This is a genomic window from Staphylococcus sp. TCBT05, from assembly GCF_055179755.1.
This window is the reverse complement of record NZ_JBUQDQ010000005.1, coordinates 149,349-163,763: the sequence shown is the minus strand read 5'-3', so window position 1 is coordinate 163,763 and position 14,415 is coordinate 149,349. Positions and strand designations below refer to the sequence as shown.

At 35.3% G+C, this 14,415-nt stretch carries 13 protein-coding genes; 12 read left to right on the top strand and 1 reads right to left on the bottom strand.

Annotation, left to right across the window (positions count from 1 at the left end; all coding sequences use genetic code 11):
* Positions 1-18 precede the first annotated feature (18 nt).
* From cobA to glcP, 10 genes are all read left to right on the top strand, one after another.
* Positions 19-792, top strand: coding sequence for a uroporphyrinogen-III C-methyltransferase (gene cobA, locus ACY191_RS00715; protein WP_229366812.1), 774 nt, complete (start codon positions 19-21; stop codon positions 790-792).
* 14 nt (positions 793-806) lie between these two features.
* Positions 807-1,547 carry a sirohydrochlorin chelatase gene (locus ACY191_RS00710; RefSeq protein ID WP_042737667.1) on the top strand — a complete coding sequence of 247 codons (741 nt, stop codon included), beginning with the start codon at positions 807-809 and terminating at the stop codon, positions 1,545-1,547.
* 30 nt (positions 1,548-1,577) lie between these two features.
* Entirely contained in the window at positions 1,578-2,189 is a 612-nt protein-coding gene (locus tag ACY191_RS00705; protein ID WP_042737666.1) for an NAD(P)-binding protein, read from the top strand.
* A 22-nt stretch (positions 2,190-2,211) separates the two neighbouring features.
* The gene (locus ACY191_RS00700) at positions 2,212-3,123 is read left to right on the top strand and encodes a sulfite exporter TauE/SafE family protein (protein ID WP_042737665.1); all 912 of its coding nucleotides are present in this window, start codon (positions 2,212-2,214) and stop codon (positions 3,121-3,123) included.
* Between the two features lie 22 nt (positions 3,124-3,145).
* Positions 3,146-4,324, top strand: a complete 1,179-nt coding sequence (gene sat / locus ACY191_RS00695; protein ID WP_042737664.1) for a sulfate adenylyltransferase — start codon at positions 3,146-3,148, stop codon at positions 4,322-4,324.
* A 19-nt stretch (positions 4,325-4,343) separates the two neighbouring features.
* Complete coding sequence (cysC, locus tag ACY191_RS00690; RefSeq protein WP_042737663.1) at positions 4,344-4,952, top strand: adenylyl-sulfate kinase; 609 nt, start codon at positions 4,344-4,346, stop codon at positions 4,950-4,952.
* A gap of 71 nt (positions 4,953-5,023) precedes the next feature.
* Entirely contained in the window at positions 5,024-5,218 is a 195-nt protein-coding gene (locus ACY191_RS00685; protein WP_232165214.1) for a hypothetical protein, read from the top strand.
* Between the two features lie 151 nt (positions 5,219-5,369).
* Positions 5,370-6,350, top strand: a complete 981-nt coding sequence (gene add, locus ACY191_RS00680) for an adenosine deaminase (RefSeq protein ID WP_107511876.1) — start codon at positions 5,370-5,372, stop codon at positions 6,348-6,350.
* Positions 6,351-6,729: 379 nt separating this feature from the next.
* Complete coding sequence (locus ACY191_RS00675; RefSeq protein WP_042737660.1) at positions 6,730-7,347, top strand: phosphatase PAP2 family protein; 618 nt, start codon at positions 6,730-6,732, stop codon at positions 7,345-7,347.
* Positions 7,348-7,838: 491 nt separating this feature from the next.
* The gene (glcP, locus tag ACY191_RS00670) at positions 7,839-9,191 is read left to right on the top strand and encodes a glucose transporter GlcP (protein ID WP_229366813.1); all 1,353 of its coding nucleotides are present in this window, start codon (positions 7,839-7,841) and stop codon (positions 9,189-9,191) included.
* 344 nt (positions 9,192-9,535) lie between these two features.
* Here glcP and ACY191_RS00665 read toward each other — a convergent pair whose 3' ends face one another.
* The gene (locus ACY191_RS00665; RefSeq protein WP_229366814.1) at positions 9,536-10,933 is read right to left on the bottom strand and encodes an amino acid permease; all 1,398 of its coding nucleotides are present in this window, start codon (positions 10,931-10,933) and stop codon (positions 9,536-9,538) included.
* 387 nt (positions 10,934-11,320) lie between these two features.
* Here ACY191_RS00665 and ACY191_RS00660 point away from each other — a divergent pair, with 387 nt between their 5' ends.
* A complete protein-coding gene (locus tag ACY191_RS00660) occupies positions 11,321-12,880 on the top strand; it encodes a BCCT family transporter (RefSeq protein WP_229366815.1) in 1,560 nt (519 codons plus the stop codon).
* A 96-nt stretch (positions 12,881-12,976) separates the two neighbouring features.
* Complete coding sequence (locus ACY191_RS00655; RefSeq protein WP_042737656.1) at positions 12,977-14,350, top strand: LLM class flavin-dependent oxidoreductase; 1,374 nt, start codon at positions 12,977-12,979, stop codon at positions 14,348-14,350.
* Positions 14,351-14,415 lie beyond the last annotated feature (65 nt).

The following is a 14,415-nucleotide window of genomic DNA, read 5'->3' as shown; positions in this document are numbered from 1 at the left end:
AGAGAAAGTGGTGACAGGATGGGCAAAGTATATTTAGTAGGCGCAGGTCCAGGAGATCCTGATTTGATAACAGTAAAAGGTTTAAAAGCAATAGAACAAGCGGATGTTATTTTATATGATCGTTTGGTAAATAAAGAACTATTAAATCATGCTTCACCTTTAGCCAAATTTATGTATTGTGGTAAAGATCCAAACCATCATTCATTGCCACAAGAAGATACTAATAAAATGTTAGTGAGTTTGGCCAAAAAAGGGCTTACTGTCACTCGCTTAAAAGGTGGAGACCCCTTTATTTTTGGTAGAGGGGGAGAAGAAGCTGAGGTATTAGCAGAGCAGCATATTCCATTTGAAGTTGTACCTGGTATAACTTCAGGAATAGCTGCCCCAGCTTATGCTGGTATACCTGTGACACACCGTGATTATAGTTCGTCTGTAGCGTTTGTTACAGGTGTTATCAATAAAGGCATTGATAAAGATGAATATTGGAAACATTTAGCATTAGGACCAGAAACATTATGTATTTATATGGGTGTGAAAAAATTACCGGAAATTTGTGAGTTACTAACGACAAATGGTCGTTCAGTAGATACACCGGTCGCACTCGTACATCTAGGTACATCTGAATATCAAAAAACGGTTGTTGGTACATTGGATAATATTGTTGAGGTAGCTAAAGATATTGAAAATCCAGCGATGATTGTTGTCGGTGAAGTCGTTCGATTAAGAGATCAGATAAGTTGGTTTGAGACATTACCTGTGGATGAAGCGGTAGCTAAGTTGACTTATCAGTAATAGGAGGGGTTAGTGTGCGAGGTGTCTTATATGTCAGTCATGGCAGTAGAGTTGCTGAGGCTGTTGAAGAAGCGAAATCATTTATCGAAAAAGTAAAAGTACAAATAGATATCCCGCTACAGGAAATTTGCTTTTTAGAATTAACAAGCCCTAACTTATCTCAAGGATTTGAAAAGTTAGTAGCACAAGGTGCGACTCAAATTTCAATTGTACCGGTGTTATTGTTAAGTGCTGGGCATTACTTTAAAGATATTCCGGCAGAAATTGAAGAAAATCAGTTGAAATTTCCTAATGTAGAAGTGTCATATGGCCAACCTTTAGGGGTACAAAGACGATTAACGTCAGTGTTGAAAGAGCGAATTGCTGAGACAGGTATTAAACCTAATGATGATGCAAAAGTGTTGGTTATAGGAAGAGGTAGTTATAATCCACAGACACAAAAAGACATTTCAGCTATACGAGATCAATTATATGATCTCACAGAATTGAACGATATTGATGTTTGTTATTTAGCAGCTTGTGGTCCTAAATTTGAGGAAGCACTGCAGCAAGCAGTTGAAGCTAAACATTCTCAAATATTTGTTGTGCCTTATCTATGGTTTACAGGCATATTGGAACAACACATTGATAGTACTGTGAATAGTTATGATGTAGATAGCGACATTATACTCTGTCATAGACTAGGGCATCATAAGTATTTACAGCATGCATTAAGAGATAGAGTGTTAGAAACATTTGAATTAGTGAATCAGTAGATAATGAAATGTATAGAGAGAAGTGAGGACATGCCTTTGATTCCACTTATGTTTGATATATCAGATAAACAAGTTGTAGTGATTGGTGGTGGCAAGGTGGCTGAACGTAGAGTGCAAACATTAGCACAATATACTAAGCATATACTTGTCATCAGTCCAACACTTACGGATGTATTGCAAAAGTTATTTGAAAATTCTGTAATTAAATGGTGTAAAAGAGAATTTCAAGTAGCAGATGTTCAAACAGCATCGTTGATTATAGTGGCAACAAATGATTCTGCTACAAATAAACAGGTGTTGGAGGCGAAACCCCATCATGCATTAGTGAATTATGCAGAAGATGTTACTGCTGGGGATATTGCATTTCCAAGTATACTGCAAAGAGGGAAATTGACGCTAAGTGTATCAACACAAGGTGCTAGTCCCGGACTCACTTCTCAAATACTACAAGAATTTCGTGATCGTTATGATGAACACTATGAAGCCTATGTGGATTTTTTATATGAGTGTAGACAACGTATTAAACAGAGCCAATTGACAGCATCTGAAAGAAAGCAATTTCTTAAGGACATTCTGTCTTCAGACTATTTAAACAAACATAAACAATATGAAGTTAGAACATGGTTAGATTCAATAACCTAATAAATCGAAAGGGGTACGACGCATGCATAAATTATTTATCTTTGCACTTGCTGGTTTTCTTGCACAATTGATAGATGGGTCATTAGGAATGGGCTTCGGTGCATCCTCATCATCTATATTATTAACATTTGGTGTGGCGCCAGCTATTGCTTCCGCAACGATTCATTTTTCAGAGATTGCGACAACAGCAGCATCCGGTACATCACACTTGAAATTCGAGAACGTGCATAAACCTACATTAATTAAGTTGGCGATTCCAGGTGCAATTACTGCATTTATAGGCGCCGCATTCCTAAGTAATATTCATAGCGACTTAATTAAACCGTTTATCGCCGTGTTCTTACTAAGTATGGGGTTATACATCTTATACCAGTTTCTATTTAAAAGAAATCAACAGCTTTCTGACGAAATAAATCCCGACAAAGGCAGTCGTTTTTCTATGATACCACAAGGCTTAGTAGCAGGCTTTCTAGATGCAGTAGGCGGTGGTGGCTGGGGTCCGGTCAATACACCATTATTACTAGCTTCGAAAAAATTAGAGCCGCGCTATGCAATCGGTACGGTATCTGCAAGTGAATTTTTTGTAACTATTTCAGCATCGTTAGGTTTTATTATATTCCTTGGTTGGGATCAAATTAATTGGGCACTTGTAATTTCATTAAGTGTCGGTGGTATGTTAGCAGCACCTATCGCAGCATGGTTTGTCAAAATTCTACCTATGAATATATTGGCAGTTTGTGTTAGTGGATTAATTATCTTTACAAATAGTAGTTCGCTATTAAGTGTATTTAACCCAGGAACGACAGTAGCATTGACTATAAAAATAGCACTAATTGTCGTTTGGATAGGATTGGTTATTTTTGCATTATCACAAAATAAAAAATTACCTTTTTCAGTATCTAAAAAAAAGGCCAACGTAAATGAACTAGATTAATAATTAAAGGGAGTGTATGACAATGACAGTAACAAATAAACCTGTAAATAATACAATACAACCACATGGTGGCACATTAATTAATAGACAAGTAGAAGGTGCAGAAAGAGAGCAATTAATTCAAGAAGCGCAAAATTTTCCTGCTATAACACTAAATCCGTGGAGTTTATCTGATTTAGAACTTATTTCGATTGGTGGTTTCAGTCCGTTAGAAGGCTTTATGGGCGAGGCAGATTATACAGAAGTAGTCGAGAATGTGCATTTAAGTAATGGATTGGTATGGAGTATTCCTATTACATTACCAGTGGATGAAGCTCAAGCAAATGAATTAAATATTGGAGATAGAGTTGCTTTATATGGTGAGGATAATCATCTTTATGGTGTGTTAGATTTAGAAGAAAAATACACTTATGATAAAGAAAAAGAAGCGAAATTAGTATATGGTACAACAGATGTTGACCACCCAGGTGTGAAAAAAGTCTACGAAAAAGGCAGCGTATACTTAGCCGGTCCAGTTCATTTAGTGGATAGACCAAAGCATGACGAATTTGTAGATTTTCATCTAGATCCTGTTGAAACAAGACAATTATTTAGTGACTTAGGATGGAAGACGGTTGTTGGTTTTCAGACTAGAAATCCAGTGCATAGAGCACATGAATATATTCAAAAAGCAGCGCTAGAATCAGTTGATGGTTTACTATTAAATCCTTTAGTGGGAGAGACTAAATCTGACGATATACCTGCGGCAGTTAGAATGGAAAGTTATCAGGCGATATTAAAACATTATTATCCTGCTGACCGCACGCGTTTAGTCATCTATCCAGCTGCAATGAGATATGCAGGACCACGAGAAGCAATTTTACATGCGACAGTACGTAAAAACTATGGCTGTACACACTTTATTGTCGGTCGTGATCATGCTGGAGTCGGTGATTACTATGGCACATATGAAGCGCAAGAACTTATCTCGCAATATGAAGCTGAGTTAGGGATTCACATCTTAAAATTTGAACATGCTTTTTACTGTAAAAAATGTGAAAACATGGCAACTGCAAAAACATGCCCACACGATGCATCTGATCACTTACATTTAAGTGGAACAAAAGTAAGAGAAAAATTGAGAAATGGCGAATCATTACCTAAAGAATTCTCAAGACCGGAAGTAGCTGAAGTATTAATTAGAGGTTTACAAGAGAAATAACAGTCAAAGGAGTTTAATGATGAGTACATCTAAAAATATTACATGGCACGATTCAGAAGTGAAAAAAGTAGAAAGACAACATAGAAACAAACACAAAAGCGTAGTGATTTGGTTTACAGGTTTATCCGGGTCTGGTAAATCTACAGTTTCTGTGGCACTTGAACAAGAACTGTTTAAACAACAAGTACAAACTTATCGTTTAGACGGTGACAATATTCGTCATGGTTTAAATAATAATCTTGGCTTTAGTCCAGAAGATCGTAAGGAAAATATTCGCCGTATTGGTGAAGTTGGCAAACTTATGGTAGATGCAGGATTAGTTACAGTGACGGCATTCATTTCTCCATACAGAGAAGATAGAGATGCTGTACGTGACTTGCTAGAAGATGATGAATTTATTGAAGTTTACACAAAATGTAGTTTAGATGAGTGTGAAGCGAGAGACCCGAAAGGCCTTTATCAAAAAGCACGAAATGGTGAAATTCAAGGCTTTACTGGTATCAATGCACCGTATGAAGAACCGATTGATCCTGAAATTGTTATTGATACGGAACAAAATAGTGTTGAGGAATCTGTACGTTATATCATTTCTTACTTAAAATCACATGCTTATATTAAAAATAAATAAATGTGATGATAATAAGAAATCAATGTATGACATAAAAAATGATTTGAATCGTGAATGGAGCGTTGACTGATATGGCAATGTTAAATCTTGTCGCAGTTATTTTTCTTGTGATTTTGGTTTTCAGTGCGACAGTGGGTATAGTCCTTGTGAATAAAGGACAACACCGTAAACACTTTTTAAAAGAGTTAAAGATAAGCGTCGTATTATGCATAAGCGCATTGGTGGCACTTTGTGTGCTAATTGCGACTACGCAAGCTTTAGGATGAGGTTAAATTTGCACAAAATTATAATGAATTATCATTTGTATAGAAATAATTTATTCAAAATGTTATAGTATATCAATAAATTTTGAATAAGTTATACCATTTGTGATAAATGATTATAGATGATGACTTTCAAGTAAGGAAGGTTATGACGATGAAAAAGTGCATTCAAGACATTTCTAAAGTAGAATTGCATTGCCATTTAGATGGGTCGGTAAGTAGTGGCTTGATTAAACAATTAGCTGCTGAACAGCAAATACCACTAATCGAAGACAATTTGATAGTTAGTGAAGCATGTGAAAGTCTAGATGAGTATCTGCAATGTTTTGATGAAATATTAAAAGTATTGCAAACGACAGATAGCTTGAAACGAGCAGTAGTTGATGTTGTAAACCAAGCTGATCGTGACAATGTAAAATATATAGAGATTCGCTTTGCACCAATGTTACATATGGAAAAAGGACTTGGATTGCCAGAGATATTTGAAGCGGTAGAAGCAGGTGTAGAGACGGCTGTTGCCTCGACGGGTATCAAAGTGAATCTGCTGGTTTGTGCGATGCGCCAGCAAGACGCAACAGTAAATACAGCGCTATTTGATTATTTACAACAACGAAATAGTCAATTTGTCTGTGGGATTGACTTTGCAGGGCCAGAAGCACCATTTCCACCAAATACAATTGAAACACAGATTGAATACGGTGTGAATAAAGGCTTTAATTTAACTTTACATGCAGGTGAATGTGGTTGTATGCATAATGTGATGGAATCGATTAGATTAGGCGCAAAACGTATTGGCCATGGTGTAGCAATAAATCAAGATGAGGTAGCATTACAAGAAGTAAAAGCGCAAAATATTCTTTTAGAAATGTGTCCCAAAAGTAATATTCAAACCAAAGCGATACAAGACTTAAGTGACTTGAATTTGCCTTACTTATTACAAGAGGAAATCCCATTCTTGATCAATACAGATAATCGTACCGTGACGCAGACGAGTTTAAATGAAGAATACCAATTATTGTTGGAGCATCATTTGATTACGTTAGATCAAATCGAAACAATTAATCAAAACGCAATTAATTTTGCCTTTTTACCTGAAAATGAACGTCAACATATAAAAAGTAAATTAATGAGCTAATCGTACGTAAGTTAATCTGATATAAATGCCCCCTTGTTTCGCTGTTGTAGCGTAAAGAAGGGGGCGTTTTATATACAGTAGACAGAATAATAATACAAAAAGACAACGATTTGACAGTGTATAAATTTTGTATGTATATGCGTCCTATGCATAGATATGCACTATTTATTTAGGTAGTCCTAAAGTACGATTGAGGTTGTAGTAATATTCTGTTTTACTAGAATTTAAGTGCAATATTATATAAGCTGTTTTATCTTATGAATCATATTCATGTTATCTAAAGATAAGCAGTGTACTGTTTCATTTTAACGTTTGCTATGCAAAGGTGTAGCGTATCTCTAAAATGACAACTTAAGAGTAGGAAAGGAATTAGAAATACATGCAAAATTATTGGAAGATACTACCGCCTAGCTTATGTTTATTAGTATTAATGATTTGTATTCATCTCAATTTAACGAATAATTTAGATGGATTTGTGTATCGTTCGTTACATCACACATTCACTAGTGATGTTGTGGAACGTTACTTACACATTATTTCGGATGTTTTTTCACCATTAAATTGTTTGATACTCATATTATTGATTTTAGCTGTGTTGTTTTTTGTAAATAAATTTAAATTTTGGTGGTATGGATTTTGGTGCTTCTGTGTCTTGTTAATTGGCACATTCTTAAAAAATATCATCCAACGTCCGAGACCGAGCGTTTCGATAGATGGCTATAGCTTTCCAAGTATGCATGTGTTAAGTGTTTGCTTGTTAGTGACATTGGTTCTATTGTTGAAACGTAATAGCATTTTATATGTCATCGGCATAGTTCTTATTATCTCAATCATGATTTCTAGAATTTATTTACAAGCGCATTATTTTACGGATACGATTGGCAGTTTGTTTGTATTATGGGCGATGATCCAAGCTTTACAAATTGCGCGTCAGAGCGATGAACGTTTTAACCAGTCATTTCTAAATAAATCAGCACAAACACATAACATTTATTAGTTCGTAGTAATAACATATAAGAACTGCGTGTTGTTTCTGAGACACTTGAGAGCGTAGGATGAGTGTCGATACCGAGTCTCGCCTCAGCCGCCTAGGTAAACGAGTAATAACAATACGCAGTATTGATATCAATAACAAGCCCATCAAAGATTAAAAATCTTTGATGGGCTTAATGCTGGGTATTTATGGCTCAGATTCTTTATTTTTACAAGGATTCATATTATTTGAGTGTGTTTTCGTGATACATCTTTAACGCAGTCTTTGGCTGTCAATGTTTCTTCAAATTCTTCAGAAGGCTAATCTAAATTTAATTGTTAGATATTTTTTAATAGTAACTAATGCAAATAGGAACAATTACATTAAATCATATTAGTTACTAATGTATATATAGTTAAAAATCGAATTAAAATGAAAGAAAAGTAAATTTCTATTTGAAACGCTTTCAAAATAAGATTATAATAAAATAATAAATTTGAAGGGGTTGTAATAAAGTGAAAGTAAATAAAAGTTTAATATTTATTTTGGGAGCGCTAGGTGGCTTGTTATACGGTTATGATAACGGTGTCATATCTGGGGCGTTATTATTTATACATGATGATATTCCATTGAATAGCTTTACTGAGGGGCTCGTTGTAGCATCTATGTTAGTAGGTGCAATTATTGGTGCAGGGAGCAGTGGACCGCTATCAGATAAAATTGGTAGACGACGACTGGTGTTAATGATTGCTATCGTTTATATTGTTGGTTCTTTAATTATGGCATTTACGCCTAATATGCCTATCTTAGTATTGGGTAGATTAATTATTGGTTTGGCTGTTGGTGGTTCAATGGCAACAGTACCTGTATATCTATCGGAGATGGCGCCAACGGAATACCGTGGTTCATTAGGATCATTAAACCAGTTAATGATTACGATTGGTATATTAGCAGCTTATCTCGTTAATTTTGCTTTTTCAGATATGGAAGGGTGGAGATGGATGCTTGGTTTAGCTGTAGTACCTTCTGTCATCTTATTGGTAGGAATTGCATTTATGCCAGAGAGTCCGAGATGGTTATTGGAACATCGTAGCGAACAAGCAGCGCGTGATGTGATGAAGATTACGTTTAATGATGAAGAAGAAATCAATACAGAAATTAAAGAGATGAGAGAAATTTCAGCAGTATCTGAGTCAACATGGGCAATTTTAAAATCGCCATGGCTTAGACCGACGTTAATTATTGGTTGTGTATTTGCACTATTTCAACAAATTGTCGGTATCAATGCGATTATCTTCTATGCACCTACAATATTTAGTAAGGCAGGATTAGGTGAAGCAACGTCTATTCTAGGAACTGTCGGTATTGGTACAGTCAATGTGATTGTGACGATTATAGCTGTATTTATCGCTGATAAAATTGACCGTAAGAAATTATTAGTTACAGGTAATATAGGAATGATTGCTTCATTATTAATAATGGCCATCTTAATATGGACGATTGGGATTGAATCGTCTGAAATTATCATTATTATTTGTTTATCACTGTTTATCGTATTCTTTGGATTAACTTGGGGACCTATTCTTTGGGTTATGTTACCAGAAATGTTCCCAATGCGAGCGCGAGGTGCAGCGACAGGTATGGCTGCTTTAGTGCTTAACTTTGGTACATTATTAGTTGCACAACTTTTCCCAGTATTAAATGGAGCATTAAGTACAGAATGGGTATTCTTGATTTTTGCAATTATTGGTGTGTTAGCAATGATCTTTGTAATTAAATACTTACCGGAAACACGTGGACGTAGTTTAGAAGAAATTGAATATGATTTACGTAAAAAGACTTCAGGAGCTAATCCTTCAGAAATTTGATAAATAAGGTATTTGTTCCATAGTTATTTTTTATAGTTTTAGAGAGCCTATTGGCTAAACTCTAGAAAAATAGCACTCAGACTGATTGAATTCAATTGATCTGAGTGCTTCTTTGTATTCAAATATATGGTATTGTTGGCTCGCTTTCCTAGGGGACAGCTTCCGCTCGTCCTGTTCTCTCAGGAGTCTCGCCAAAATACTGTGCAAAAGTAATGATAATTGTATTGAAATACCAAAAAATAAGGCACCTCGTTCTTTTAGTTTAGTAAATGAACGAGGTGCCTTATGTATAAAGGTTATAACATGACTCTGTTTATATTGAGTGTAGATGTTATTTTTAAATACTATTTATCTGTTAAAGCTGTTTCTTTATTTAAGTTTTCTTGGTTGCTTTGTTCTTTTTTACGTTTAATTTTCAGGTACATGAGTGCTGTTGCGAGTAGCCATATAGGCAAGAAGTATACAGCGCGTCTAGTATCATCAGAAAAGAATAATAATACGAATACAAAAAAGAAAAATGCAAGTACGGCATAACCCGATAAAAAGCCGCCTTTTAATTTAAAAACATTCTGTTTATGTTCTTCTTTATGCGTATAAGCGTACTTTATATAAGAAACAATAATGAGAATCCATACGAGTAAATACAACACTGTCGAAATCGTTGTAATATAAATGAACAGTTGTATCGTATTTGGGAAAATATAGTTTAACATCACTGCAACAAGCAATATTGATGTTGAAATAAACATTGCAATATGAGGTACGCCGTGTTTATTTGTCTTACCCATAATTGCAGGTGCTTGTTTATCTTGGGCTAACCCGAATAACATTCTACTATCAGAAAAGATACCACTGTTTGTAGCAGATGCAGCAGCAGTTAATACTACAAAGTTAATCGCACTTGCTGCAAATGGTATACCGATGAGTGCAAATACTTGTACGAATGGACTTTTATCAGCTGAAATATGGTCCCAAGGTGTAATAGACATGATAACAATCAGAGATCCAATATAAAATAATAAGATTCTAATAGGCACGCTATTGACGGCACGTGGTATAGAGACGTTAGGATTCTTCGTTTCTCCAGCTGTAACCCCAATTAATTCAATACCAATGAATGAATAAACCGCCATTTGGAATGACATCAAGAAACCGTATGCGCCATGTGTAAAGACACCGTTGTTATATAAGTTCGTAAAGCTTGCAGTTGAATGGTTTGTTTTAAATCCTAAGATAATAAAAGCTAATCCGACGACGATTAATACAATAATCGTAATTATTTTAATCATAGAGAACCAAAATTCGATTTCTCCAAATAAATTAGAGCCTAAAGAGTTGAAAGCCATTAATAACAGCACAATAAATAAAATAGTAAGCCAGTTTGGTATATTAGAAGACCAATAACTGACATAGGAACCCATAGCAGTTAAATCTGACATACTTGAAGTAATCCAACTCATCCAGTAAGTCCAACCAATTAGGAAACCAGCGTATGGACCTAACTGATCATTGGCAATATCTACGAATGATTTATATCTTGAATTGCTCAGTAATAATTCTCCCAGTCCCCGCATAAACATGAATAGAACTACACCGATTATTAAATATGTAAAAATAATAGATGATCCAGTTAATGATATAGTCTGACCTGATCCTAAGAATAGACCGGTGCCGATTGCACCACCAATTGCAATTAACTGAATGTGTCTATTACTTAAACCCCTTTGAAGGTGATCTGACATTAACATGACTCCTTTGTGTTCAAAGACGTAAGTAATTATCATCTATAATATTTCAAAAATAACTTTATTGCAAATTTTAACTAATTAAATAATATAATTTTAATTTATTATCAATTAATAATAATTAAAAGCTAATAAAGATTATTATTATGTAGAGATAGGTGCTGAGAAAGCTTGAAATGTGGGTGTGTGCCGCTAATTATCAATGGGGAATCATATCTTATTAATTATATAAAAAGCATAAATTCGATTGACAGCCTATTGGGAGTAGTGTATCGTACATTAAAACATAGTAAACCAATCGGAATAAAAGGGTAGATTTATTATGTTGTTATATAGCTGAACTTAATAATTTAGATTTAGGTTTAAAAGGCCGAAGGAGGTATTATGAAAGTAAAATATAACATTGTTTTTCTTAGCTCTATTACGATATGTGCGGCATTTATTTTATATGGAGCAATTTTTACGAAACAATTTGAAACGTTTACCACTGCTTTGACTCAATATATTGCGGTTCAATTTAGTTGGTATTATCTTATTTTGATCGTTATTTTTCTAGCGTTGTGTTTATATTTATTATTTTCAAAATATAGGGATATTAAATTGGGCAAGGCAGATGAACAACCAGAATTTTCGTTAGTATCTTGGTTTTCAATGTTATTTTGTGCAGGTATGGGCATGGGTTTAGTATTTTGGACGACGTCTGAACCAATCAGTGATGCGTTTATTCTTTCTCCAGAACACAAAGAAGGTTCAAAAGGGGCTATAGCATCTGCATTACAATACTCATTTTTTCATTGGGGTATACATGCCTGGGCAGTTTATTGCATCGTGGCGCTCGTATTTGCGTACTTTAGTTTCTATAAAGGTTACCCTGGATTAGTTAGTGCGATGTTAAGACCGTTGTTAGGTGAGGGGCGTATACAACGTTATGTCGGTAACGTGAGTGATATATTGGCAGTCATTGCAACGGTTACAGGTGTGGCAGCAACATTAGGTTTTGGTACTGCACAAATCAATGATGGGCTAAATTTTCTCTTTGATGTACCGTCTAACCTCTTTGTCCAGACCTTTATTATCATTATGGCTACAGTGATTTTCACTATTTCGGCTTGGTCTGGCATTAGTAAAGGTATAAAACATTTGAGCAATATCAATATGATTCTTGCTGTTGTTATCTTGATTGCGGTATTTATCGTTGGACCTACCTTATACATACTTAATATGTTTACCAATACATTGGGAAATTATATGTCGGATTTCTTGAAAATGAGTTTAACTTTACCACTAGATTCACAGGATAAGCGATTTTCTTGGATGAAAAATTGGACGCTGTTTTATTGGGCGTGGTGGATTGCCTGGTCGCCATTTGTTGGTATATTTATCGCACGTATTTCAAGAGGGCGTACGATTAAAGAATTTATATTAGGTGTGTTGTTTGTGCCTGCATTGATATGCTTTGTATTTTTTGCAGTATTTGGAGGTGCCTCACTATACTTACAATCCAATCATATTGCTAAAATATCATCATTTAATACTGAAACAGCAACATTTGCAGTGTTAGAGCACTTTCCATTTGGATTTACGTTAAGTATTTTAACGATTATTGTGGTAGCAATCTTTTTTATTACTTCAGCAGATTCAGCCACATATGTATTAGGTATGTTGACATCAAGAGGTTCGCTTAATCCAACGGGATTCATAAAGGTGAGTTGGGGTGTCATATTGGCATTTTTTGCAATTATTATGTTCTATACTGGTGGGATGCAATCGATACAAAATCTCATGATTATTACAGCATTGCCATTTTCACTCATTATAATACTTATGATTATTTCATTTTTTAAAGTACTTAGGACAGATCATTCTGCTCAACGCAGTACCACGATTGAAACACACCATTCTGAGCAGAAGCTGGATATTACACAAGAAGTTGAAACTGAATGATTGGGGCTAGGAGAGACGAAGTACGACATCAAAAGACTGAATATTCAAATAATAAAATGTTATTTAAAAATTAAAGTATAAAAGGGGCGGTACATGATGGCTAACAAAAAAATACATTTTAATGCTTTTGTACAAAATTCACCATCGCCATATTCATCTGGTTTATGGAAGCATGAAAAAGATCATGGCACAAAGCACAATCGCTTGGATTTTTGGATTAATTTGGCTCAAACATTAGAGAAAGGTAAATTTGATTCTGTCTTTATTGCAGATGTATTAGGAACGTATAATACTTATAATAATTCATTTGATACGTCAGCGAAATACGCTGTACAATTACCATCTCATGAGCCGACAGTATTGGTATCTGCAATGGCAGCGGCCACTAAGCATATTGGTTTCGTACCCACAATTTCTACCACATATAGTCAACCTTATAGTTTGACGCGTCAGCTATCTACTTTAGATCATCTAACACAGGGGCGGATAGGATGGAATGTTGTGACATCTTATTTGAAAAGTGAAGCGGTGAACTTGGGTTTGCCTGAGCGTTTATCAAAGGATGAACGATACAATCGTGCAGATGAATTTTTAGAGGTAGCATATAAATTGTGGGAAGAGAGTTGGGAAGATGGAGCAGTGGTTCAAGATGCTGCAACAGATACGTATGCTAATCCGCAAAAAGTGCATACAGTAAAGTTTCATGGTCAATACTTTGATATTGATGGCCCTCATCTTGTTGAGCCTTCTGTTCAACGTACACCGGTGTTATTTCAAGCTGGTGCCTCAACAAAGGGGAAGCATTTTGCTGCAAAACATGCAGAAGCTGTATTTTCGAAGCACAACTCATTGGAAGATTTGAAACGATTTGTAGCTGAAATGGAAGAAAAAGCTGAAATATATGGTAGAGAGCGAGGTGATATTAGAGTCTTTCCGATGGTGTTACCAATTGTGGGTAAGACGGAAGCGGAGGCCTATGAAAAGCTTAAGATGTTAGAGTCGTATGTGAGTCATGAAGGTGTCGCTACGTTATTAAGCGGGCATACAGGTATCGATCTCTCACATATTGATCCTGATGATTATGTAGAAGATATTCAAACAGACGCGATTCAAGTTGACTTAGATTATTATGCTAAGGACACCACACGAAAATGGACGTTTAAAGAAGCATTGAAACATCATTGTATTGGTAATGGTGCAGCTATATTTATAGGAACGAAGGAACAAGTGGCTGATCAATTTGAGACATGGGCCATAGAAGGTGGTGCAGCGGGATTTAATATTACTCAAGCATATAATCCTGGTACGTTTGAAGAGTTAATCGATGAAGTTATTCCCATTTTACAGGAGCGGGGACTATATAGAACGGAATATGAAGGGACTACATTGCGTGAAAATTTATATGGCAAAGGACAGCAACATATTAAATATTCACATCCTGCACAAAGAAACAAGAAGATCCCAAATTAAAGTCGAATGATTTCTAAGATTGAATAAAAGCACAAAAGGCGTCTGGGACATAAATACCCAGCATT

Excerpts from the sequence above, each read along its gene's own strand:
- ACY191_RS00675 (WP_042737660.1), top strand. The coding sequence starts at position 6,730 with ATGCAAAATTATTGGAAGATACTACCGCCTAGCTTATGTTTATTAGTA.
- cysC (WP_042737663.1), top strand. The coding sequence starts at position 4,344 with ATGAGTACATCTAAAAATATTACATGGCACGATTCAGAAGTGAAAAAA.
- ACY191_RS00700 (WP_042737665.1), top strand. The coding sequence starts at position 2,212 with ATGCATAAATTATTTATCTTTGCACTTGCTGGTTTTCTTGCACAATTG.
- sat (WP_042737664.1), top strand. The coding sequence starts at position 3,146 with ATGACAGTAACAAATAAACCTGTAAATAATACAATACAACCACATGGT.
- ACY191_RS00705 (WP_042737666.1), top strand. The coding sequence starts at position 1,578 with ATGCCTTTGATTCCACTTATGTTTGATATATCAGATAAACAAGTTGTA.
- ACY191_RS00655 (WP_042737656.1), top strand. The coding sequence starts at position 12,977 with ATGGCTAACAAAAAAATACATTTTAATGCTTTTGTACAAAATTCACCA.
- ACY191_RS00685 (WP_232165214.1), top strand. The coding sequence starts at position 5,024 with ATGGCAATGTTAAATCTTGTCGCAGTTATTTTTCTTGTGATTTTGGTT.
- ACY191_RS00660 (WP_229366815.1), top strand. The coding sequence starts at position 11,321 with ATGAAAGTAAAATATAACATTGTTTTTCTTAGCTCTATTACGATATGT.
- cobA (WP_229366812.1), top strand. The coding sequence starts at position 19 with ATGGGCAAAGTATATTTAGTAGGCGCAGGTCCAGGAGATCCTGATTTG.
- add (WP_107511876.1), top strand. The coding sequence starts at position 5,370 with ATGAAAAAGTGCATTCAAGACATTTCTAAAGTAGAATTGCATTGCCAT.
- ACY191_RS00665 (WP_229366814.1), bottom strand. The coding sequence starts at position 10,933 with ATGTCAGATCACCTTCAAAGGGGTTTAAGTAATAGACACATTCAGTTA.